This is a genomic window from Paraburkholderia heleia NBRC 101817 (genome assembly GCF_000739775.1).
In the GTDB taxonomy this organism is placed as follows: domain Bacteria; phylum Pseudomonadota; class Gammaproteobacteria; order Burkholderiales; family Burkholderiaceae; genus Paraburkholderia; species Paraburkholderia heleia.
Genome location: NZ_BBJH01000058.1, coordinates 13,094 through 35,924 on the forward strand (window position 1 = coordinate 13,094; position 22,831 = coordinate 35,924).

At 64.1% G+C, this 22,831-nt stretch carries 21 protein-coding genes; 11 read left to right on the forward strand and 10 right to left on the reverse strand.

The features are described from left to right. Positions 1 to 315 precede the first annotated feature (315 nt). Positions 316 to 978, forward strand: a complete 663-nt coding sequence (gene parA / locus BHE01S_RS33220) for a ParA family partition ATPase (protein ID WP_042271984.1) — start codon at positions 316 to 318, stop codon at positions 976 to 978. Between the two features lie 24 nt (positions 979 to 1,002). Beyond that, positions 1,003 to 2,082 (forward strand): ParB/RepB/Spo0J family partition protein, encoded by a 1,080-nt coding sequence (locus BHE01S_RS33225; RefSeq protein WP_042271987.1) that lies wholly within the window; start codon positions 1,003 to 1,005, stop codon positions 2,080 to 2,082. Positions 2,083 to 2,243: 161 nt separating this feature from the next. On the opposite strand, the gene BHE01S_RS33230 is transcribed toward BHE01S_RS33225, so the two are convergent. After that, positions 2,244 to 3,602, reverse strand: a complete 1,359-nt coding sequence (locus BHE01S_RS33230) for a replication initiation protein (RefSeq protein WP_042271991.1) — start codon at positions 3,600 to 3,602, stop codon at positions 2,244 to 2,246. A 1,875-nt stretch (positions 3,603 to 5,477) separates the two neighbouring features. On the opposite strand from BHE01S_RS33230, the gene BHE01S_RS33235 reads away from it, so the two are divergent. Continuing rightward, positions 5,478 to 6,680, forward strand: coding sequence for a DNA-binding protein (locus tag BHE01S_RS33235; RefSeq protein WP_042271994.1), 1,203 nt, complete (start codon positions 5,478 to 5,480; stop codon positions 6,678 to 6,680). Positions 6,681 to 6,745: 65 nt separating this feature from the next. Here BHE01S_RS33235 and BHE01S_RS33240 read toward each other — a convergent pair whose 3' ends face one another. From BHE01S_RS33240 to BHE01S_RS33250, 3 genes are all read right to left on the reverse strand, one after another. Continuing rightward, positions 6,746 to 7,738: a tyrosine-type recombinase/integrase gene (locus BHE01S_RS33240; protein ID WP_042271997.1), complete on the reverse strand. Its 993-nt coding sequence runs from the start codon at positions 7,736 to 7,738 to the stop codon at positions 6,746 to 6,748. 90 nt (positions 7,739 to 7,828) lie between these two features. After that, a complete protein-coding gene (locus BHE01S_RS33245; RefSeq protein ID WP_042272001.1) occupies positions 7,829 to 8,236 on the reverse strand; it encodes a DUF2471 family protein in 408 nt (135 codons plus the stop codon). 98 nt (positions 8,237 to 8,334) lie between these two features. Beyond that, positions 8,335 to 8,997, reverse strand: coding sequence for a helix-turn-helix domain-containing protein (locus BHE01S_RS33250; RefSeq protein WP_042272003.1), 663 nt, complete (start codon positions 8,995 to 8,997; stop codon positions 8,335 to 8,337). A 151-nt stretch (positions 8,998 to 9,148) separates the two neighbouring features. Here BHE01S_RS33250 and BHE01S_RS33255 point away from each other — a divergent pair, with 151 nt between their 5' ends. Continuing rightward, a complete protein-coding gene (locus tag BHE01S_RS33255; protein ID WP_042272004.1) occupies positions 9,149 to 10,348 on the forward strand; it encodes a glycine C-acetyltransferase in 1,200 nt (399 codons plus the stop codon). 17 nt (positions 10,349 to 10,365) lie between these two features. Next, entirely contained in the window at positions 10,366 to 11,397 is a 1,032-nt protein-coding gene (tdh, locus tag BHE01S_RS33260) for an L-threonine 3-dehydrogenase (protein ID WP_042272005.1), read from the forward strand. 24 nt (positions 11,398 to 11,421) lie between these two features. Here the strand turns inward: tdh and BHE01S_RS33265 are convergent, their stop codons facing one another. Further along, positions 11,422 to 12,099: a YceI family protein gene (locus BHE01S_RS33265; protein WP_042272006.1), complete on the reverse strand. Its 678-nt coding sequence runs from the start codon at positions 12,097 to 12,099 to the stop codon at positions 11,422 to 11,424. Between the two features lie 200 nt (positions 12,100 to 12,299). Between BHE01S_RS33265 and BHE01S_RS33270 the strand changes: the two genes are divergently transcribed. From BHE01S_RS33270 to BHE01S_RS33295, 6 genes are all read left to right on the forward strand, one after another. Continuing rightward, positions 12,300 to 13,124 (forward strand): AraC family transcriptional regulator, encoded by an 825-nt coding sequence (locus BHE01S_RS33270; RefSeq protein ID WP_042272008.1) that lies wholly within the window; start codon positions 12,300 to 12,302, stop codon positions 13,122 to 13,124. Positions 13,125 to 13,214: 90 nt separating this feature from the next. Beyond that, on the forward strand, positions 13,215 to 14,198 hold the full coding sequence (locus BHE01S_RS33275; protein WP_084069528.1) for a DMT family transporter: 984 nt from the start codon (positions 13,215 to 13,217) through the stop codon (positions 14,196 to 14,198). A gap of 98 nt (positions 14,199 to 14,296) precedes the next feature. Then, positions 14,297 to 15,013, forward strand: a complete 717-nt coding sequence (locus BHE01S_RS33280; protein WP_084069530.1) for a TetR/AcrR family transcriptional regulator — start codon at positions 14,297 to 14,299, stop codon at positions 15,011 to 15,013. Further along, positions 15,006 to 15,485: a nuclear transport factor 2 family protein gene (locus BHE01S_RS33285; protein ID WP_042272011.1), complete on the forward strand. Its 480-nt coding sequence runs from the start codon at positions 15,006 to 15,008 to the stop codon at positions 15,483 to 15,485. Before BHE01S_RS33280 ends, BHE01S_RS33285 begins: the two co-directional genes overlap by 8 nt. A gap of 188 nt (positions 15,486 to 15,673) precedes the next feature. Then, positions 15,674 to 16,243, forward strand: a complete 570-nt coding sequence (locus tag BHE01S_RS33290) for a hypothetical protein (RefSeq protein WP_245639936.1) — start codon at positions 15,674 to 15,676, stop codon at positions 16,241 to 16,243. A 168-nt stretch (positions 16,244 to 16,411) separates the two neighbouring features. Continuing rightward, a complete protein-coding gene (locus tag BHE01S_RS33295) occupies positions 16,412 to 17,026 on the forward strand; it encodes a thioredoxin fold domain-containing protein (RefSeq protein WP_052406221.1) in 615 nt (204 codons plus the stop codon). A 128-nt stretch (positions 17,027 to 17,154) separates the two neighbouring features. Here BHE01S_RS33295 and BHE01S_RS33300 read toward each other — a convergent pair whose 3' ends face one another. The 5 genes from BHE01S_RS33300 to BHE01S_RS33320 form a co-directional block, all read right to left on the reverse strand. Continuing rightward, the gene (locus BHE01S_RS33300; RefSeq protein WP_042272014.1) at positions 17,155 to 18,048 is read right to left on the reverse strand and encodes a DUF1571 domain-containing protein; all 894 of its coding nucleotides are present in this window, start codon (positions 18,046 to 18,048) and stop codon (positions 17,155 to 17,157) included. Between the two features lie 80 nt (positions 18,049 to 18,128). Next, entirely contained in the window at positions 18,129 to 19,217 is a 1,089-nt protein-coding gene (locus BHE01S_RS33305; RefSeq protein WP_063769119.1) for an alpha/beta fold hydrolase, read from the reverse strand. Between the two features lie 94 nt (positions 19,218 to 19,311). Then, positions 19,312 to 20,211, reverse strand: coding sequence for a metal-dependent hydrolase (locus BHE01S_RS33310; protein ID WP_042272017.1), 900 nt, complete (start codon positions 20,209 to 20,211; stop codon positions 19,312 to 19,314). A gap of 32 nt (positions 20,212 to 20,243) precedes the next feature. Beyond that, positions 20,244 to 21,128, reverse strand: a complete 885-nt coding sequence (locus BHE01S_RS33315) for an SDR family NAD(P)-dependent oxidoreductase (protein ID WP_042272021.1) — start codon at positions 21,126 to 21,128, stop codon at positions 20,244 to 20,246. Between the two features lie 32 nt (positions 21,129 to 21,160). Continuing rightward, positions 21,161 to 22,705 (reverse strand): flavin-containing monooxygenase, encoded by a 1,545-nt coding sequence (locus BHE01S_RS33320; RefSeq protein ID WP_042272024.1) that lies wholly within the window; start codon positions 22,703 to 22,705, stop codon positions 21,161 to 21,163. Positions 22,706 to 22,831: the final 126 nt, after the last annotated feature.

Here is a 22,831-nt window from a genome sequence, read left to right on the forward strand (position 1 = left end):
GAGGTCTTCGGGTTGCGCTTGTGCTCGAAGGCGATGTGATGGGGGGATGGTGGGACTTTATGCGCATAAAGCGGTGAGGTGCGCGTGGTCATCTTTCGGTGCGCCCGTTACGCCGCCGATCGACATTGAAGGGCATCGCCGAGCGGATTCATGTGCCGCACACGACCGCCGCACGGCATCTCCATCTGTGCCCGAGCTTTATGCGCATAAACCTTGTCCGAATGGCTAATTCAGCCACGAATTACGCCAAAAATCATTGAACTAAAAAACATTCCAGGTAAAATCCCAACCTAATAGCAAAAAGGAGAATACCAATTGGCAGCAGAGATAATCGCAGTCACGCAGCAAAAGGGCGGGGTCGGCAAGAGCACGATCGCGATGCATCTCGGCGCTGCCTTCCACGAGAAGGGAAAGCGGGTTCTCGTCGTGGATGCCGACGGCCAAAACACACTGGTCCATTGGGCCAGTGCGTCAGCCGATGGTGACACCGGCATCCCGTTCCCGGTCGTCAATCTTTCCGAAGCCGGTGGCCAGATCCACCGGGAGATCAAGAAGTTCGTCAACGACTACGACGTGATCGTCGTGGACTGCCCGCCGTCGATCACGGAAAAGGTCTCGGGCGTGGTGTTGCTGGCCGCGACCGTCGCCGTCATTCCGACTTCTTCTTCTCCAGCTGATTACTGGTCGAGTGTCGGTCTCGTAAAGCTTATCCAACAGGCCCAGGTCATGAACGAAGATCTGCGAGCGGTATTCCTGCTGAACAAGACCGAAGAAAAGCGCATGCTCACCCGCGAGCTGAAGCGCGCCCTCGAAGAGCTTGGTTTTCCTCTGCTCAGAACGCAGATCCCCACACGTGAGGCGTACAAGCAGGCGATGGCATTGGGCCAGACCGTTCTGCAAATGAACGACCGCGGCGCTCGACTCGCCGCAGTGGAAGTGCGCGCATGCGCCGACGAGATTGCGGCCATGCTCCCCTGACTTTATGCGCATAAAGGACCCTGAATGAAACCCTCCCAATTCGCCAAAGGCTTTCAGGCTCGCCCTGATACGACGAGCAGCGAGAAGCGCACCGCGCTCGACCGCCTCAACGCCATCGACGGGCTCGTCCAGGACAAGCCAAAAACGCGCGAAGTTGCTGGGCGCTCGAGTCAGCCTGCGCTTGTGACTGGCCTTGAACCTGCCATCGAGCAGATTCTCGACGACGCACCCGGCCTCGAAAACGAGTCGGCCGAATACCGCACCTGGCGCATCGCGCAAGGCTATCGTCCGGGGCAGATCATCGAGTTGCCACTCAAGGACATCAAGCCGAGCCCCTTCAATCCGCGTCACTTTTATCTAAAGGCGTCGATCGCCGAACTCGCTGTCAATCTCGCGAAGCAAGGGCAGCAGCAAGCGATTCATGTGATCCCCGATTACACGGCGCCGGGCAGCTACTACGTGAGCGATGGCGGCCGTCGCGTGCGTGCCCTGAAAGAAGCGAACAAGGAAGTCGTCAAGGCAATCGTCGTCGACCTGCCGATCGGCATTCAGAGCTACAAACTCGGCTACGACCTGAACGTCCAGCGCGATTCGCAAACCGTTTTCGATAACGCGGTGGTGTGGAAGCGATTCATCGACGAAAAGCATTTTCAGAGTCAACGCGAACTTGCCGATCACCTCGGCCTCGACGAATCGACGGTGGCGGTTGCGCTATCAATCGGCAAGTTGCCGGAGTCTGTCATGCAGGAAATGGTGGCACGCCCGGACCGCTTCGGCTCGAACATGGCCTATCAGGTCGGGCGCTATCACGGCGCGCGCGGCACCGAGGCCACGCTGCGTCTCATCAACCGCATCGTGGCCGACGACCTCAGTACGCGTCAGGTGGCGGATATCGTCAAAGGCCGGGCAAACGCCCAGGAAAGCCCGAAGCCGGCTGGGCGGCAGCGCTACGCGCAACGGCTGGAGATCAAACTGGATGGAGTCGCCGTCGGTGACCTGAAGTCGTATGGCGACGACCGGCTGGAGCTACGCCTTAAAGGACTCACCAAAGATCGACGCGACGCGATACTTCAGCAGATCGAGCAGATCCTGAAGACGAAATAAAGTTGGAAATATGTCGACGGCTGCCATGGATTGATGGGCGGACCGTCGACGATAGAGAGGCAGGTTCGTTTCATGCCTCCCAATCGTCCGAACAGTCCGAACGGTCCGACAGGCCCCACCACCACCGCCCCGCATTGCACGGGGCCGGCCACTCCTGACATTCAGGCAGCGCGCGTCTGGCTCAGCGTGAACGCGAGCAGATCGCCATCGGTCGGCTCGCCCCAGGTCTTGCGCGCGAGCCAGTCAAAAAACGCGGTATCGGCCAGTTTCGATTCCAGCCCGCGACGACGCCAGTCGTCGCGCAAATGCGAGCCCAGCCCCGGCAATTCATCCGTCTCAAACGACTGACGTGCCAGTTCGCGCTCCATGTCGCCCTGCTCCTCGTAGAGCGAGCGTGCTTCCTTACGCCGATACGCCGCATATTCGTCGAGCAGCCGTGCCTTCGGATCGTCTGCCGTCACCGCTGCCGCGGCGCCGCGGCCGACAGCCGGTGTGGTGCCTGCAGCCGTCTCGACCGGCGGCGCGTAGCCCTTCTTCAACGCGTCCTTGAACAGCGCCGCGGCGCTGCGTACCGGCGGCAAGCTCGTACTGCGCATGCGCTGTTCGGTCAGCTGCAACGCGGCGCGAATGCGGTTTTCCTCGCTGTCGGCGTAAAGCGACTGTGCTTCCTTGAGCGGAATCCCGATCTTGACCATGCGGTCGACGAGCGTGCTGTCGAACACATTCGGATGCTCGTCGAGCGCGAGCATCGGCTGTTTGCGCTCCGTCACGCGAAACTGGATTTCGGCGACCCGGCGCCCTTCGCGATGCTCAATCAATTCGACGAAGATGTTCGTCACCGCGTTGACTTCGGCAATCGCAGGCCGCAGATAATCGCGCTTGAAATACTTGTATTCGCGTTTGGCTTCGTCGCCCGCTTCGGTGTCCGGGGTACCGGACAGGATCGGACGCCACCACTCCCAGGTCTCGCGCATCGTCAGATGGCTGGGGTTGGTCAGATAGCGCACGCAGATCTCGTAGAGCGCCAGCCCCGCGCTGCTGCGCAACTGACTCTGGAATTGCAGGCTCAGGCGGGCGTACTGGACCGGATCCAGCAGCTTCTTCTTGATCTTCGGCGCAAACGAGAACTCCACCCAGACCCGACGGGTTTGCGGATCCTCGAGAATTTCCGCGTCCGCAATCAGCGTGGAGATCCCCCACTTGCGGCCGGGCTTCTGGCTCGACGTGCCCTGGCTCCATTCGACCTGCACCGACACCATGCGGCGCAGGTGCTCCTTCACGAGCGCCGTATCGTTCGAATCGAACGCGGAATTGGCGACGATGTCGGACAGCAGCGCACGGTAGGTATCGCCAGACTCGTCGGCCTGCTGGGCGACGGCCAGCAGGACGTTGAACAGCTTGCGGGTCAGCAGGGTGATCTTGCCGCTCTTCGGCTGGATCGCGATCGCCTCGACGGCCTTGCGCAATTCCGCCGAGCTGGGGCTTACCACATCGGTCTTTTTCACGCGCTTCGTGGCCATGCGTCGGGTCGAGGAGAGAATTTCGCGAAAGGATACCGTCTGTGGTGATAGGCGTCTATAGGGCCGCCCTCACCATTGCCGGTGATGCGCATCTCGCGCGCCTCGCTCACCGCGACACCTTCCCGTATCGCCTCACCTTTGGCCAGACGCCCATCCGGCGGGGCGCTTTGTGTCATGCACGATCCGACCGGATGCGGCATTTCGGGCGGTGCGCCAAGGGTCGCCATCGACTCCCGTATTCGCTCACCTCAAATATTTTCATGCGGCCAGCGAAAAAGTCCGTCGAGGGTCGCGGCATCCTGGCGAGCGACCGGATGCCGCCTACAAATTCCGTGATGATGCGATCTCGCTGCAACAAGACAAGGTGCATTGTCCGGACAAAGCGATCAAACCGTCCCAATTGCCGCGGGAAAGGCTGCGCGGCACGGCGATCGAAGGCCCCATTCATCGAGTAGGCGCTGGCACGCGCCTCATGTATCCCGAAAATTCTCACCTGTCGTCGCCCTGGCCAAGCACAGCGACCCGCTCCCGAAGGCCGTCGTGGCGACTGCCACGCCACAATCGCTCCTGAAAACCCTCACCATTGCGTCGAAGTACGGTTGCGCTGCACCGTCGTGGCGCCTCCCGGAAATCCTCACCGTTCGCGGCACCGAAAAGAAAAAACCAATGGATTCCGTGACTTATCCACATGCGTCGCAGACGGAGGAAGGTAATATCGGCTCCCGAATTCGCTCACCTCAGAGGGCGGCGCGAGGTTTAGCCAAGTGGGAGTTTGCCGAAAAAACGCTCCTGTATCGTCTCACCCTCGCAGGATTCCAGGCGGGGAAAGGACCCTCCACGAGCCCGTAATCTCGGCGTCTACAGCGCAGTGAACGCCAACTCTCCCCCGAATCGGCTCACCCGCGGCAGAAAATCTGCCAAAAACCGCTCCCGGAAAGTCTCACCTTACCCATTCGGGCCGCGGCGGATGCTGCTGGTTTCGCGGCACTGCGGCAATCTCCCGAAAATCCTCACCTTGTACGCGAAAAGTCCTCAGTAACGTCCTGCGCACAAAGCGGCAGATCCGCGCGGCTCGCGTGCAGGCCCCCGTAAAAGCTCACCTCGGGACCCCAAAAGCGCCTGTTTTGCCCGATTTCGGGCTTCGGCTCCCGAAAAACTTCACCTTCAATCTGCATTTTTTCCCGATCCTTCTCACCCCACGTATTTCAGCCCCTCGATTTCGCTGAAAAACGGCACGAATCGCCGCTCCCGAATCCGCTCACCGTTGCATTTTCCGCAACATCGAGGCCGAGGCCGGCCCCACGCGATCTGCCCGGCTGGAGCCTCCCGTATCGTCTCACCCTTGCCGGGAAGTCAAGAATCTTCCCGCTCCCGAACCCGCTCACGTCCTCTCCTGCAGTGGCTCACCGGTGTTCCCGAAGCCCGCCACCCATCCGTCCCGCAAGCGCTCACCCAAGGTCCCGTAAAGCTTCACCTGATCGGCCGGAAAGCCCCGCCAAGTAAGGGTTTGCCGTGGCGTTAACGTTTTTAACCGGTATCAAGGGTGTTTACTTTTATATCTCTCAAGCAAGAATCCCCCCGCGAGCTATCCGTGATATCCACACTCCAAACCAGCCATCACGGCAAGTCCCTGAATCCGCTCGCGTGAAACAACGGATGGCAGTAGAATTAAACAAGAAATTCGCGCGTTTACAAGCGCTTATGAAACAAAGTTCGATTTGTTTCACGGAAAACCCAAGTCGATCGCCTCCCACGACGAGATGAAAGACCCCTCGATGGCCGTTTTACTGCCGCTGGCAATCTCGATATTCAAAAACGTAACAAATAGAACGTAATTTGTTATTATTCGTCCACTCCCCTGCCGAGAAGACGAATATGCGAGACCAGGACCGCCAGGCAATCCGCGAAGAAATTGAGGGTTTGCGTAAAAACGGAGCACGCAGGCAGGAACTGTCCTTACATGCCTGCAAACGCTTGTTCTTCGATTTCGAGATCAAGCCCTCGATGGCTGCCGTCCGTGAGTTGACCCAAACCGGAAGCGCCAGCGACATCCCCAAAGACATCGAGCTTTTCTGGCAGCGCATTCGCGCGACCTCCAAGGTGCGTGTGGGCGCTGGCGCGATTCCGCCCGCGCTGGAAGAGCGCGCCGGCGAGCTGCTAGGCGCACTGTTCGAGGAAGCGCTGGCGCTCGCGGGCGAAGCCCTGCAGGCCGAACGCACGGAATTCGAAGCCGGCCGCCTCAATGCCGAGCACGCAACCCGGGAGGCCGAGGCCCGGCGTTTGGCTGCCGACGAAATGCTGCAACGCAGCGAAGCGCGCCTGGAAGCGGCCTATGAGCGGGTGCGCGAACTCGAAAGCCAACTCGCCGCGGCATCCGCGCAGGGCGTTGCGGCGCATGGCAACCGTGAAGTGCTGGTACAGCGTTTGGAGATGGAAAACGAGGCCCTGCGCAAACGGGTCGAAGCGGAGCAGACCACCAACGCGGGGTTGCGCGATCGCATCGACGGCTTGCACGAGGAAATGCGCAAGAGCACCGAGCACTACGCGCAGCAGATCAAGGACGCGCTCGCCGAGGCCGAACGGCGCGTCAAGCCCATGCTGGTCGAACTGGATTCGCTGCGCTCGATGTCGTCGACCTGGCAGGCGGCCCAGCGTGATGCCAGCAAGAAGGAATTCGATTTCATCCAGCAGCTCGCGACGGCGAAGGCCCGCGCCGACCGGCTCGACGCCATACTGCGCGAACGGTCCGACGAGGTGGACGGGCTCACGCGGCAGGTCACGGCACTACGCGGGCAGCAGGGACTCGACACCCCGGTCGCGTCATTGCTTTGTTCGCTCGCCGCCGCGGGCCGGCTGGGCGCGGCCGAACTGGCGAGTCTCGGCACCGTGGTCGACGGTCACGTTGCCTTGCCAGCGCGTTGTCCAAACTGTCACGAAGGGGAACCGGAGTTGTCCGAAGTGGACGATGGCTTCGAATTCACGTGCCCGGAGTGCGAGCACACCTCGGGAACAGGAGCGTCGAAGCTTGCCGCATACGCGCGCTTCATGGCCGGCAAGCATTCGCACGAACAGGCTTGATGTGAGCTTTTACGGGAGGCGCGCACGCGCCTCCCGAACGCACAATCGCCGGCGGACGCGGCGTTTCACGCTTCGTCCGCTTGTGTTGATACATGCTGGGACGCCTCGCGTTCCGCCCACGTTTTCCATGCGCGATGGAGGCGCCCTGCGGAGATCGGCTGCAGGAAACCGAGCCATTGCCCCACCTGATCGGTATCCACGCCGCGCTCGAACAGGTCCGCCGCGAACGTATTGCGCAAGGTCTGCGGACTCGCACGTTCGGCGCGCGTTTGCGCCACGCCGGCTGCCTCCATCAATGCGTCGATGGCGCGCAGCACCGTTGCCTTGTGCATGGGGCGCCCCGAGGGCGAGCCCGGAAACACAAGTTGCCCGGGCAGTTCGGCCAGCCGGCGCGCTTCGAGCCAGGCGCCAAGCACGTCGACGGCAAATGGTGTCAGTCGCGTGACGCGCGTAAACGCCGGGTTGGCAGCTTCGATCGTGACCCACTCCGAGCCGATCGCCACGCCATCGAGCGTGAGTGCGATGGCGTCTCCCGTTTTCAGTCCGCCGCCCAGAAAGATGGCGACGAGCGCCCGGTCGCGGCGTTCGCGCCATCGCTTCGCGGCCGATGGCTCGACAAGCGGCGAGAACAGCTGGCCGATGATCGCGGCACGCTCCGCCGGCGTAAGGAAACCGGTCGGTTCGTTTTCGCGCGCGTTGCGCCATGCGGCTTCGCCGTCCTGGGCGATAAAGCGCGCCGGATTCGTAGAGGCGAGTTCGATTTCACGCACGTGATCGAGCACGCGCTCGATGAGCCGCAGGTAGCGAAGCCGTTGCGGCTTCTTCACGTCGAGGCTCGCGACAAATTCGGCGATCGTGCCCGTATCCACGGTCATGATTGTCTTGCGCTTGAGCGCGAGCCATTCGAGAAAGCGTCCCCATTGCACGCGGTAGACCTCGGCGGAAGAACGGCGCAAGTCCTGCGACGCGAGCCAGGCGTCGAACGCGGCGACGGGGTCGCGCTGCCAGTCTTGGCGTTTTTGGTCGAAGAGGTCGCGTGAAGAAGTGGAAGACGCCATTTCTATCACTCCGTTAGTTGCGTTACCCGACCATTATAGCGATAGCGGGATCATGGCTGCCGCTATTGTTCCGGCCTCGCCTGCCTGCGATCAGCCACCCCAAACCCTCGCACGCCGCACAGCGTCGTTGCGTCTTGCCCGCCGGCGCGATTCTTCCGCGCCCTGCGCGGCACGTTCGTAGGCCGAGACTGCGAACGCGAATACGGCCGGCAGCGCGTTGGATTGTCCGAAGTCGACGGTCTCGTCCGTTTCCGGCCACGCGAGGTCGCCCGGCCGCTGAAAGAGGCCAAGCATGAGGGCGTCGTGGCGGCTGGCGAAGCCGAGATCCGCAAGGGCTTCGGCCTCGATGGCATGCAGCAGGCGCCAGGTGAGCGGCACCTGCCGCGCGATATAGCGCTGCGCGATGTTGCGCACGATGTGCTCGAGGTCGCGCGCGGCGGCCTGAAAACGCAAGGCCGCCAAAGCGTGTTCATGCGGCAGTTCGGTTGGGAGGGACATCGGCGGCTCCAGTCGTACTATCACTGTATGAATATACAGTAGTCGGGCCGATCGCGCAGCCTCGTCCGTTCGGCCAGGGCGCGCGGCGAAGCGGACTGTCAGCCGTGAATGACCACCAGCAGCGCGCGCGCCTCGCCCTTGCCGGCATTGCGAATCGCATGCGGCTGGTCGGCGATATAGCGCGCTGTCTCCGCCGCCTTCAGGCGCTGTGTTGCCCCGGCCGCCTCGACCTCGATGCTCCCCTGCAGCACCGTGAGATGCTCGCGCGTGCCTGGCTCGTGCGCGGCCGACACCAGCGCCCCGCCAGGTTTGAGCGTCAGCTCGTACCATTCGAAGTGCCCAGCCAGTTCGATGGGTCCCCACACGCGCAACTGGTAGCCCGCGTCGTGGCCGTGTAGCGTCGGGATGTCGTGCGGTCCGGCCACGGCAATCGCCTCGGGCGCCTTCGGGGCGGCGAACAGCGAATCGAGCTTGACGCCGAGCGCGTTCGTCAGCCGCCAGGCCACGGCAATGGTCGGGTTCGCCTTGTCGCGCTCGATTTCCGATAGCATGGATTTCGAGACGCCTGCGGCGCGCGAGAGGTCGTCAAGTGTCAGCTTGCGCTCGGTGCGTAGCCGCTGGATCTGCTCGCCCACGCGCGGCGGCGCGGTGGCGGGTATGGCGGATGCAGACGGTGCGGTGGTGGCGGCCGATGCAGCCGGTGCCGGTGTGTCAGGAACGGTGCCCGTCGGGGCGGTGCGCGGTTTGCGGGTGCTTGCCATTCACGGCCTCATCGATTAGAGTTCGTTCGACATATCGAATTTAGGTTCGAAATAACGGAAATTTTCGCCAACGGCTGACGGCGACTATAGCAAACCACCGCAAGCCGCAGCAAACCTGCGGCACGCCGCAGCGATGTGAGGAGCACGATTCATGCGTACCCCGTATCTCGACCACTTGCGCGCGACGCTCGAGCAGATCCGCGCCGATGGCTTCTACAAGAACGAGCGTGTGATCGCCACGCCGCAGTCGGCCGATATCCGGCTCGCAGACGGCAGCGAGGTGCTCAACTTCTGCGCGAACAACTACCTCGGCCTTGCCAATGACGCGCGTCTCATCGCCGCCGCGAAAGACGGCCTCGATCGCGATGGCTTCGGCATGGCGTCGGTGCGTTTCATCTGCGGCACGCAAACCGTGCACAAGCAGCTCGAAAGCGCGCTCGCCAAGTTCCTGCAAACCGAAGACTGCATTCTCTATTCCAGCTGTTTCGACGCGAACGGCGGCCTCTTCGAAACGCTGCTCGGCGAAGAAGACGCCATCATCAGCGACGAACTCAATCACGCGAGCATCATCGACGGCGTGCGCCTTTCGAAGGCGCGCCGCTATCGCTACAAGAACAACGATCTTTCGGACCTCGAAGCCAAGCTGAAAGAAGCCGACGAAGCCGGCGCGCGCTACAAATTGATCGCCACCGACGGCGTGTTCTCGATGGACGGCATTATCGCCGACCTCAAGGGCATCTGCGATCTCGCGGACCGCTACGGCGCGCTCGTGATGGTCGACGACTCGCACGCGGTGGGCTTCATCGGCGAGCATGGGCGCGGCACGCCCGAGCACTGCGGCGTCCTGCAGCGCGTGGACATCATTACCGGCACGCTCGGCAAGGCGCTGGGCGGCGCGTCGGGCGGTTATATCGCGGCGAAGCAGGAGGTCGTCGATTTGCTGCGCCAGCGCTCGCGCCCTTATCTTTTCTCGAACACGCTGACGCCGAGCATCGCGGCCGCCACGCTTGCGGTGCTCGAGTTGATTGCGAGCGACGAAGGCGCGCAACTGCGCCGCCGGGTGCGCGAGAACGGCGCGCAGTTCCGCCGCGAAATGAGCGCGCTCGGCTTCACGCTCGTGCCCGGCGAACACCCGATCATTCCGGTGATGCTCGGCGACGCCCAGGTCGCCTCGAAAATGGCCGACGCGCTACTCCACGAGGGCGTCTACGTGATCGGCTTTTCGTACCCGGTGGTGCCCAAGGGCCGCGCGCGCATTCGCACGCAGATGAGCGCCGCACACACGTCCGGGCAGATCGGGCGCGCCGTCGAGGCGTTTGCGCGCGTAGGCAGGCAGCTCGGCGTGATTTAACAAGGATTGCGAATCAAATGAAAGCACTCGCCAAACTCGAACGCGCGCCCGGACTCACGCTCACGCGCGTGAAGAAGCCCGAAGTCGGCCATAACGACGTGATGATCAGGATCCGCAAGACCGCGATCTGCGGCACGGACATCCATATCTGGAAATGGGACGACTGGGCGCAGAAGACCATTCCGGTGCCGATGCACGTGGGCCACGAATACGTGGGCGAGATCGTCGAAATGGGCCAGGAGGTGCGCGGCTTCCAGATTGGCGACCGCGTGTCGGGCGAAGGGCATATCACTTGCGGCTTTTGCCGCAACTGCCGTGCGGGGCGGCGCCACCTGTGCCGCAATACCACCGGCGTGGGCGTGAACCGCGAAGGCGCGTTCGCAGAATACCTCGTGATTCCGGCCTTCAACGCGTTCAAGATTCCTCCCGGGATCTCGGACGATCTCGCCGCGATCTTCGATCCGTTCGGCAATGCCACCCACACGGCGCTATCGTTCAACCTCGTGGGGGAGGACGTGCTGATTACGGGCGCGGGGCCGATCGGCATCATGGCCGTGGCGATCGCGAAGCACGTGGGTGCGCGCAACGTCGTCATCACGGACGTCAACGACTACCGGCTCGGGCTTGCGCGCAAGATGGGCGCGACGCGCGCCGTGAACGTTGCGCGCGAGTCGCTGCGCGACGTGATGAACGAACTGCACATGGCCGAAGGCTTCGACGTCGGCCTCGAAATGTCGGGCGTGCCGAGCGCGTTCACGGCGCTGCTCGAGTCGATGAACCACGGCGGCAAGGTCGCGCTGCTCGGCATTCCGCCCGCGCAAACATCCATCGACTGGAACCAGGTCATCTTCAAGGGGCTGGAAATCAAGGGCATTTACGGCCGCGAGATGTTCGAGACCTGGTACAAGATGGTCGCGATGCTGCAGAGCGGCCTCGATCTCTCGCCCATCATCACGCACCGCTTCAATGTGGACGACTACGAGAAAGGCTTCGCGGCCATGCTCTCGGGAGAGAGCGGCAAAGTGATTCTCGACTGGACCGCGGCCTGAACGCGCATTGATTCGGTGAGGCTTCTACGGCGCCGCGCCCGGCGCCGGCTGCTCGAATTCGGCCTCGATGCGCACGTCGATCTCGTCGCCGACAGCGGGATACCAGCTCGTCAGACCGAACGCCGAGCGATTGAAATGGCCCGTTGCGGTGAAGCCTAACGTGGGCTGCTTTGTGAGCGGATTCGGCGCGTAGCCATTCAAGGTCACGTCGAGCGTGACCGGCTGCGTCACGCCGCGTATCGTGAGATTACCGGTGAGCGTGCCGCGCCCTTCGCCCGTGCGCTCGAAGTGCGTGCTCGTAAAGCGGATCTGCGCATAGCGCTGCACATCGAGCATCTGCGGTCCTTTCACCATGGCGTCGAGTGCGCTGACGTTGGTGTCGAGGCTCGTGGCGTCGATGGCCGCGTCGACCGTGGCCGCCTCGAGGCCGCCGGCCTGCCAGTCGAGCGTCGCCTGCGCGCGGTCGAAGCGCATGACGAAGCGCGTGTAGTGGAAGTGATCGACGTCGAACACGATGCTCCAGTGATGCGCGTCCATCGCGTAGTGCCCCGGCGGCACGTCGGCTTCCGTGCGGCTTACGCTGTGCGTGACCACGCGCAGCGGCGTGCACGCGGCAAGACTCGCTGCGCACAGCGCCACGCAGAAGGCGCGGCGCGAGCCGCGAACGAGAGGCGCAAGCGCCACGAACGGCCGGTCTTTCATTCCATCTCCCTTTGACTCGTCGACACCTGTAACAACGTTGGGCGACGTGCGTTTCTTCCGCACGATTTGCGAAGCATAGCGCGGCGGGGTCGGATCGCGGCGACACCGCGGTTTCCGATACCGGACACGCGCACATTGCGCGCCGCGCGAAACTCGGGTCTCATACGCCGATTGGAGCCCGAACGAGCGGAGAGCCGACCATGCCAGCCACGAACCACGCCGTGCGTTTTCACGCTACGCCCGTGCGCGACGTCGATGCGATGACGGCTGCCACGACGCGCTCGTTCGGGCGTCATACGCACGACCAGTACGGCATTGGCGTGATCGATCGCGGCGGCCATGTTTCGCTCAGCGATGCGGGCCAGGTCGAGGCCGTGCCGGGCGACCTCATCCTCGTCAATCCGGGCGAGGTGCACGACGGCCGGCCGCTCGATGCCGCCGGGCGCACGTGGCGCATGCTGTATTTCGAACCGCGTTGGGTCGACGCGCTGCAAGCCGACATCACGCAAGGCGACGACGCTGCCTTTGCGCTGCATGCGCCGGTAATCAGCGAACCGCGTTTGCGCGCGCTGTTCGATGCGGCTTTCACGCACGTCACCGACCGAGGCCATGACCTTTCGCAGATGGCCTTCGATGCCGCCGCGCTCGAGTTGACGACGCGGCTCGTCGAGGCGCTCGGCCACCGGCGTGCGCTCCCGCAGTGCTCACCGGCGTCGCTTGCGCGCGTGCGCGACATGATCGACACCGATCCGGCCCAGCCGTTCTCGCTCGCTGAACTCGCGCAGACGGCGGGGCTGAGCCGTTTCCAGCTCCATCGCGGCTTCCTGCGTGCGTTCGGCGTCGCGCCGCACGGTTACATCCTGCATCGCCGCGTGGCGCTCGCGCGACGCCTGCTCAAGGCGGGCCGTGCCCCGGCGCAGACCGCGCTGGCCGCCGGTTTCTGCGACCAGAGCCACCTGAACCGCGCGTTCGCGCGACAGTTCGGCGTATCGCCGGGGCGTTACCGGCTCGCGCGCGCGGCATGAATCGCACGCGCGTCAGGCGCTGACGCACAACGATCCAAGACGGCGCGTCGTGGTGAGCCTATACAGGCGTATCACCACGAGGAGCGCTTCATGTCGATACGATTGCTGTCGCGCGAAAACGCGCAGCGCTTGACCCTCTCCCCCCGATCCGTCGCGCAGTCGCCGCAGGCGCAACTGACGGCGGCCATGCTCACCGTAGGCAGCACGGTCATTGCGAGCAAGGCCATCGGCGCCGGGCTCGATCCGCTGCCCGCCACCGCGCTGCGCTTCGGGATCGCGTTGCCGGTTTTTCTGCTGCTCATGCGTCTCACCGGTACGGCGTTTCCGCGTCCCGGCCTGCGCGACGCGCTGCTGCTCGTCGCACAGGCTGCCATCGGCAGCGTCGGCTATACGGTCTTGCTGATCGCGGGCACGCAGCGGACTTCGGCGAGCGACGCCGGAATCATCCTCGGCACCCTGCCAGCCGTTTGCGCGTTGACGGCGGCGCTCGTGCTCGGCGAGCGGCTGCGTGCAGGCACGCTCGTTTCGGTGACGGTCGCGAGCCTCGGCGTGGCGATGGTCACACTCGCACCCGGGGCGCATCGCGAAGGCGCACGCTCGCTCACGGGCGACGCGATGATCCTCGGCGCCGTCGTGTGCGAAAGCCTGTTCGTGTTGCTGAACAAACGGCTTTCGCGGCCGTGGCCGCCGCTTGCGCAGGCCGGCGCGATGACGGGAATCGGTTTCGTCGTGTCGGGCTTGTGTGCGCTGCCGGGGTGGCTTGGCGCGGCCCACGCCGTGCCGCTGAACGCCGTGCTCGGCGTGGCGTATTACGCGCTCGTGCCGACCGTGGGCGGATTCTGGCTCTGGTACGCAGGCGCGGCGCGCGTGCCGGGCGGCGAGGCTGCGGTCTTTACTGCGGTGGCGCCGGTGTCGAGTGTGGCGCTTGCCACGATGCTGCTCGGCGAGCCGCTTACGCTCACGCGCGCGCTGGGCCTCACGCTGGTCGTGGCCGCCGTGTTCGCGCAATCCGGGCGCGCGCTGTGGGATCGCATAAGCACCCAGCGCGGCGCGCGCGACAGCAAGGTCTCTTGACTTGGGAGAATGATCGTTCTACATTGCTGGGATGGGAGAACGATCATTCTCCCGCTGATCTTCGATATTCCGCCGCAATCGCTGAACAGGCCCTGGCCATGAGCCCGCACGCAGTAACGAACCCCGAAGCAAACTCAGACACAGACGCGCCGCAGGCCGACGCGCGCGAGCGCCTGCTCGATGCCGCCGAGGCGTTGATCTACGCGGGCGGCATTCACGCAACGGGCGTCGATGCGATCGTTCGCGCGGCGGGTGCGGCGCGCAAGAGTTTCTACACGTATTTCGAATCGAAGAACGCGTTAGTGGCGGCTGCGCTTGCGCGGCGCGACGAGCGCTGGATGCGCTGGTTCGTCGCCGGCACGCTCGCACACGGGCGCACGCCGCAGGCACGCCTTGCCGGCATGTTCGACGTCTTGCGCGAGTGGTTCGCGTCCGAAGGCTTCCACGGCTGCGCGTTTCTCAACGCCGCCGGCGAAATCGCGTCGCCCGACGACCCCGTGCGCGTGGTCTCGCGCGAGCACAAGGCGCGCCTGCTCGACTTCGTGTGCGAACAGAGCGATGCGTGGGCCGCGAGCGTCGGCGCAGATCGCCGGACCGCCGCACGCCTCGCGCGCCAATGGCTGATCCTGATCGACGGGGCGATCGGCGTGGCGCTGGTCAGCGGCGACGCCGATGCGGCGCTCGACGCACGTGCGGCCGGCCGATCGTTACTCGCCGCCCTCGCACCGAAAAGCGGTTCCGATTTCCAAAACCGATCCCCATCGCGCGCACCGTCCCGGCGCGCCGCCCAACGCAAGGAGCAAGACCATGAGTGATTCGCCCGAAGTGCGTCCGCCGCTGCCGCCGTTCACGCGCGAGAGCGCCATGCAGAAAGTGCGCGCAGCGGAAGACGGCTGGAACACACGCGACCCGCAACGCGTTTCGCTTGCGTACACGCCGCAAAGCGTGTGGCGCAATCGCGCCGAGTTCGTGACGGGCCGTGAGGCCATCGTCGGATTTCTCACGCGCAAGTGGGCGCGCGAACTCGACTATCGCCTGATCAAGGAGCTATGGGCGTACACGGACAATCGCATCGCGGTGCGTTTCGCCTATGAATGGCGCGACGATTCGGGCAGCTGGTTCCGCTCGTATGGCAACGAGAACTGGGAATTCGACGCGAACGGCCTGATGGCGCACCGTCACGCATCGATCAACGACCTGCCGATCCGCGAGGCGGATCGTCTCTATCACTGGCCGCTCGGGCGCCGTCCCGACGATCATCCGGGCCTCTCCGACCTCGGCCTCTGACGCATCGCTTTCATCGGGACGACTCGCTACGCTGGCACCATGCCGGCGGCGAGCGAGTTGCCCGATCCGAGCCTGGACTCCATTGCGCACGCATCGGGTTGCGGTACAGTTCGTCATTCACCGCGAACCAGCAATCAGAAAACCGACGATCCCCGGGGGGGATCGGCGCAAGCAAGGACGGAGAGCCCATGCGGTTTTGGCAGAAGCAAGGTGGCGCAGCAATCAGAACGACAACGACGGCGACAAGGCAAGCGAAGGGAAGGAAACGCGGCGCGGCGGCTGCCCTGCTGCTCTTGCCGCTGCTGATCGGCACGGCGCAGTCGGCGCACGCGGCGAACTGGTGTAGTTCGGGCCTGTGGGTCGATGCGATGGTGGGCTCGTACCACATCCATCCCGACAAGGACTTCGAACAATTCAACCCGGGCCTCGGCATCGAATGCTGGCCCGGCGACACGTGGGCGCTCACGGCAGGCGGTTTTCGCAATTCGTTGCGCCGGCCCTCTTATTATGGCGGCGCAGTGTGGGCGCCTGAGTTTCTGCACTGGGGCTTCGTGCGGCTCGCGGCGATGGGCGGCATCATCTCCGGCTACAACTATGGCAACTGGGGCCTCGGCCACGACCATACGATCGGGCCCGTGGTCGCGCCTATCGTGATGGTCGCGTACAAGCGCGTGGGCGTGAATTTCATCGTCATCCCGCCGATACCGTCTGACGATCTGCCGTTTACCATCGGGTTTCAGTTGCGATTCAAGTTTTAGGGCTGCCAGGATCCACATCCAGCGTCCTCCCGCAAACTCTCACCTTTGCTGTTAACCTGACGCCCTTGTCATATTGGCGTCAGTGGCGTGCCACGGCCTGACCCTAAGATACGAACCTTCGCTTCACCGGCGCGAAACGTGACGCGCTATCCAAGTCAGAGGAAAAGAATGAAGAAGTTCACACGCATGCTGATCGCCGCGGGCGCACTGGCCATGAGCGCGGGCGCCATGGCTGCCGCGGCGCCTGAGCCTGCCTGGTTGCCCGCAACGGCAGCCGCAAGTTTGCAGAATGCGAGTGCGATCGTCGAAGGCGCGCATGGGTCGAACGTGAAGTCGACGCTTTATGTCTTTATGGACCCAAACTGTATTTACTGTCACCTGGTGTGGAAAGCGCTGCAACCGTATGAAGCGGTCGGCCTGCAGGTGCATTGGATTCCTATGGGCTTTCTGAAGCCCGATTCGGCCGGCAAGGCGGCCGCGCTGCTGGAAGCGAAAGACGGCGCCGCGCTGCTCAAAGAGCTGGAAACGCACTACTCGGAGAAGGACGAATCGGGCGGCATCGCCCCGCTCGCGCACATTCCCGACACCGACAAGAACAAGCTCGACAACAACATCAAGCTCTTTCAGGACCTCGGTTTCGACGGTACGCCTACGCTTGTTTATCAGGGTTCGGGCGGACGCTGGGCCAATGTCAGCGGCTTGCCGAAGCTGGACGACCTGCCGGGCATGCTGAATCTGCCGGCGCAACCGATCACCGATGCCGAGCTGCAGAAGTATCGTTGAGCGCGCGCGGCGGTGAGTCATTCACCGCATCGTGAGTTCACCGATACAACGATAGGTGAGGAGTTCCAGGAGTCGAACGCCGCGTGCTCCTCCCGAAAAGCCTCACCTTTGCTCTCGCGAGCCGGGTTTCAGAACTGGTAATCGGGATTCTTCGGATCGAATGCTTCGTCGTCGAAGGACTTCGGCGTGATGCTGTCGATGACGATTTTCTCGAACATCTGGCCGTCCTCGCCGTAGGCTTCGACGGTGCGGAAATACGGATGCCGCAGGTCGAGCCCGAGCGTCTGCTTTTTCGCGTAGAACTGCGGCTTGCCGCTCGGCGAAACGTAGGTCAGTGCCACCACTCGCACGCCGTCTATCGTTTTTGCCTCGACTTGCGGCTTGTATGGCGCGCCTGCTTCGACGTACTTCTTCGCGTCGGTCATGAACTGGCTCACGATGAATTCGGTGCCGAGATCCGTGATCTTGTGATTCGACTGCGAGCGGGCGAGTGTGCCGTCGAGCGCGGTCCACATCGGCATCACGCCGAGCAGGCCGCCGAGGTGTCCGTACATTTCGTCGCCGCGCTTCGAGGCGTCGTAAACCACCTCCTCGCCCGAATGATCGCCGTCGGGCAGCCACTTCGCGTAGATGCGCAGCGGCTCGTGCTCCAGCTTCACGAGCATGTGCGCGGGCTTCGCGGGCCACTTGCCGTTCAGGCGCTCCCAGCGCGACAGCACGAATTCGTATGAGGGATAGCCTGCCGGGCCGAGCTTGACGAGCGTGGGCACGACGAGCGGATCGAATGCTTCGAAGAGCGCGGTGAGCTGCGCGTCGTCCAGCTTCGTGAGCGTGTCGTTCTTCTGCGCGCGCTGCAGCCAGCGCACCTGCTGATCGACGCTGAGTTTCGCGACTTCGGCGGCGGGCGCTGCGTGTTGCGAAGCGTTGCCTGTTTCTGCGTCCTCGCCCTGCGCGAACGCCGTGGCGCTGGCGAGCACGAGTGCGGCGCACGCGACGAGTGTGCGTGCTTGAGGATTATTCATTTCCTGTCTCCCTTGACGAAGGCTTGCGGCCCACCCATTCGCACGTAGCCGACGCAATTTTCAGCTTCGCGATTTCCTCTTCACCCGCGCATGCTGCGTGAAGAGGTCGCCTGGGGCGCGGACGGATTGCCCAGCACGCCCGGTGCGGTCGAACCGGTCTCCGCGCCCGGCTGAGCCGCTTCGATCGCGCGCACGTCGCTTGCATGCACCGCGCCGGCAAGCGCGCAGAGCAGCCAGTCGTAGGTCGTGGACGGCGCGGTGACGGGCAGCATATGGCCGCCGCTCACCACCTTGAGCGTTACCTGGCTCGTGAGGTGACTAAGCGTCTCGCCATGGCGGGTCCAGTCGAGCACGGCGTCGTCGCGTCCAAGCAATACGTCGACGGGCACGCTCAGTTGTGCATAGCGTTGCTCCATTTGCGCGAGATCGTCGGCGTCTTCAATCGCAACGAGGTCGGCCGAGGCGTGGTAGAAGCCGCTGGGGCGCAGGCTCAGCAGTCCGCCGCCGCGAGTGCGGAAATCGCCCGGTACCGCCTCGGGCGCGAATACCTGCTTGAGGACGGCGGCGCTGGTAGCGAGTCCGATGGGCGTAGCGAACGTGCGCGCCACGAAGCGGCGCACGGCGTGCGAACGCAGCACGAGCGCGCGGAAGGCCCTGGGCACCTCGGTCTGTACATGCGTGAGCGGCGCGATCAGCGCGAGCCGCGAAACGGCGTGCGGATGATCGAGCGCCACGGCCAGCGCGATCGCACCGCCGAGCGAATGCCCGACGAGCACCGGCGATTCGAGCCCCAGTGCTTCGATGAAGCGCGCGACCGTGCGCGCCTGCGCGCGGATGTTCGCCGACGCGTGCGGCCCGCGTGTGGAGTAGCCGGAGCCCGGGCGGTCGACGAGTATCACGCGATGTTCGCGCGCGAGCGCCCGCAGGGGCAGCCACGCGAAGTTGCGCATTTGCCCGCTCAGGCCGTGAACGAACACAATGGGCGGTCCGCTGCCGTATTCGACGTAATGAATGCGGTCGCCATCGATGTCGATCAGTTGGCCGTCCATCGGCACGGCCGCTTCGATGCGGCGCGCGGCGCGTCGCGAAAATGCGGCGAGCGCAGCGCTTGCTGCGGCGAGGGCAACGCCGGCGGCAACGACCGCGGCAGGCAGGGCAAGGGGGGGCACGGGCGGTCCTCTATGTGCAGGTTGGGTTCGAGGTCTTATGCGCGTCGCGAAACTACATGGCGAAACGCATGAAGCGCACCGCGCATGACGCGCCTCACACTGCGCGCGGCGTCCCCGCCGGATGCAGCGGCACGCGGCGCGGGGCGGCGCGCGAGGCGTACTGCGCGTTGGTATCGTCGATCTGCGCAACGAGGCTGTCGATGCGCGCGAGATGCCGCCGGTTGTCGTGATCCCACGGATGAAAGCCGGGCCTGAAAAAACGCAGCCATTCGAGTGCGATACCGGGAAAGACGCCGTGACGCGGCCCGTAGAGAAACTTCACGAGCTTCCATACGCCGCGCACCTTGCCCTGGTGGCGGCGGTGCGCGCGCAGGAGCGCGAGGTGATAGTCGAACACGATGAGCCAGAAGAGTGCCGTGGTGGCGAGCATCGTACCGGTTCGCATGAGATAGCGCCTGATGCCCGGCTCGATCACGATATTCCAGACGTCGAACGAGACCGACTTGTGCTCGGTTTCCTCCAGCGCGTGCCAGAGCCACATCTGCTTGTAGCCTGCCACCGAGCCTTCGATGCGCGTGCCCGTATCGGCGAGCAGCAGGTCGGCGAGCATGGCCGTGTAGTGCTCGAGCGCGACGGTTTGCGCGAGTTGCAGCGAAGGCGGCAACACCTTGCGTGCGAAATTGAGGATGGCCCACAGCCGCTTGTCGAGCTTGTGCGCGGGCAAGCCCGCCGCCTGCAGCAAGTCGTTGTACTCGACGTGTTCGCGCGTGTGCATCGCCTCCTGGCCGATGAAGCCCATGACCTGCTTCTTGAGTTCGGGGTCCTCGATGCGGTCGCGATAGTGCCGCACCGAATCCATGAAGAAGCGCTCGCCCGCGGGGAAAAGCAGCGAAAGCGCGTTGAAGAAGTGAGTGACAGGCACGCCCTCGACGTGCCAGTCACAAGCCCTTTCGGGCGGTAATGCGAAGCGGATGTCGCGCCGTATCGGCATCATGTTATGGCTCCCTGTTGTGTGCCTGCTGTTATTCACTGCGTGGCGGCGGACCCGCGCGCGGCGCGGCGGCGCGACTTCGCGGCTTCGCGCCGCGCGCTCATCACGACCAGTGCCTGGTAGGCGGCGGGCAACGTGCGCGCGAGCCAGTCCGCCGCGCGCGCGTCGCGGCCGATCAGCACGCGCCGCGCGTTGCGCTTCACGCCGCTCAGGATGGCGCGGGCTGCGTCGTCGGCGGTGGTGATGAAGAACTTCTCGAAGTCGTCCTTGCCCTGCTGCTCGCTCGCCACCATGAAGCCCACCATGTTGTGCGCCACGCGGCTCGACTGCGCGATGTTCGTGCGGATGCCGCCCGGATGCACGCAGGTCGCGGACACGCCGCAGCGCATCATGTCGAGTTCCTGACGCAGCGCTTCGGTGAAGCCGCGTACGGCATATTTGGTCGCGTTATAGCCGCCCATGCCTGGTTGTGCGAAGAGACCGAACACGCTCGACGTATTGACGATATGCCCGTCGCCGCTTGCTTTCAGATGCGGCAGAAATGCCTTCGTGCCGTGCACGACGCCCCAGAAGTTGATATTCACGATCCACTCGAGGTCGCTGTACGCCATCCCTTCGATGGTGCTCGACAGCGCGACGCCCGCGTTGTTGAAGACGAGATTGATGCCGCCGTGCGTGGTGGCCGTCTCGTCGGCCCATGCGAATACGGCGTCGCGCTCGCTCACGTCGAGCACGCGCGTGCTGACGCGCGCCGAGGGGGCCAGCGCGCTCACGATGCGAGCGGTTTCCTCGAGCGCTGGGGCGTTTCGGTCTGCGAGCGCGAGGTGGCAGCCGGCGCCGGCAAGCTGGAGCGCAAGCGCGCGGCCCATGCCGGAGCCGGCTCCGGTGATGGCGGCGACCTTGTTGTCAAAGCGTTTCATGGGCGGGCTCCGGGTGGGGCGATTGCGCCTGTTCAGGCGGCCTCGGTGGGCTGCGTGGCGACGACGAGCGGCGTTTCGTGCTGCGCGGCGTGCGGTGCGCGATAGACCTGGTAATCGGCGAGGGAGAAGTGCGCCGTGGCGCGGCGAAAGCGCCAGGTGAAACCGGGCCACAGCGTCGTGTTCCTGCCGTTGCGCGGGTCGAGATACCAGCTCCTGCAACCGCCCACCGACCAGATCGCGCGGCCAAGCTTGTTCTGGATGCGCTCGTTGTAGCGCGCTTCCACACAGGGCCGCACCTCGATCGAATCGGCGCGGTCGTCCCTCATGGCGGCGAGCGCGCCGAGTACATACTCGATCTGCGATTCGATCATGAACACCATCGAGTTGTGGCCAAGACCGGTGTTCGGGCCGACCAGCATGAAAAAATTCGGATAACCAGGCAAGCTGGTGCCGAGGTAGGCGTGCGCGCCGTTGCGCCAGGTCTCGACGATATCGATGCCGCCGCGGCCCACGATCGTGCCCGGCGGGAATGGGTCGGCCACCTGAAAGCCGGTGCCGTAGATCAGGCAATCGACCTCGTGATGCACGCCGTCGGCGGTCACGACGCCGGTGCGGTCCACACGCTCGATGGCGTTCGTCACGACCTGCACGTTCTTGCGCGAGAGCGCCGGATAGTAGTCGTTCGAAATGAGCACGCGCTTGCAGCCGATCGTGTAGTCGGGCGTGACCGCTGCGCGCAGTTCGGGATCGGGCACCTGGTGGCGGATATGGCGCAGCGCGAGCTTTTGCACGTTCTTCATGAGCGCGGGATGCACCGCGAAGCCGAGCACGCGCATTTCGAGCAGCCAGTAAAGGCCTGCGCGCGCGAGCGCCTGCGTGAAGGGCAGCGTGCGGAACAACCATTGTTCGAAACCCGAAATGGCGCGATCGGGCTTGGGCATGATCCACGGCGGCGTGCGCTGGAACAGCCAGAGTTGCGCCACGCGCGGCGCGATCTGCGGCACGAACTGGATAGCGCTCGCCCCCGTGCCAATGACGGCGACGCGCTTGCCTTCGAGCGCATAGTCGTGGTCCCAGTGCTGCGAGTGGAAGGTCTTGCCTTCGAAGGTGTCGAGTCCGGCGATCGCCGGCAACGCGGGGCGCGAAAGCCCGCCCATGCCCGAGATCAGCACGCGCGCGGTGACGCGCCGGCCGTTGGCGAACGCAATGCGCCAGCAATGCGCCGCCTCGTCCCATGTCGCGTTCGTGAGTTCGTGCCCGAAGTTGAGCCACGGAACGAGCCGGAAGCCATCCACGCAGCGGTTCAAATAGGCGCGGATCTCGGGCTGCGGCGCGAACATGCGCGTCCAGCGCGGATTGGGTGCGAACGAGAACGAGTACACGTGCGATTGCACGTCGCAGGCGCAACCGGGGTAATGATTGTCGCGCCAGGTGCCGCCCACGGAGTCGGCCTTCTCGAACACCGCAAAGTCCTGGTTGCCGCTTTGCAGCAGACGGATCGCCATGCCAAGGCCCGCAAAGCCAGTGCCGATGATGGCGATGCCGAGCGGGTCGCTTGTACGGGCGGGTGCGTTCATCCGGGGCGTCTCCCTGTTGTCGATCCATTTATCACTGTGACATTGATGGATGTAAACATAGAAGGATCTACGCCAATACGCAAGGGGCTAGACTCCGCGCTCTAACAGATGAATACCCGTCTGGGC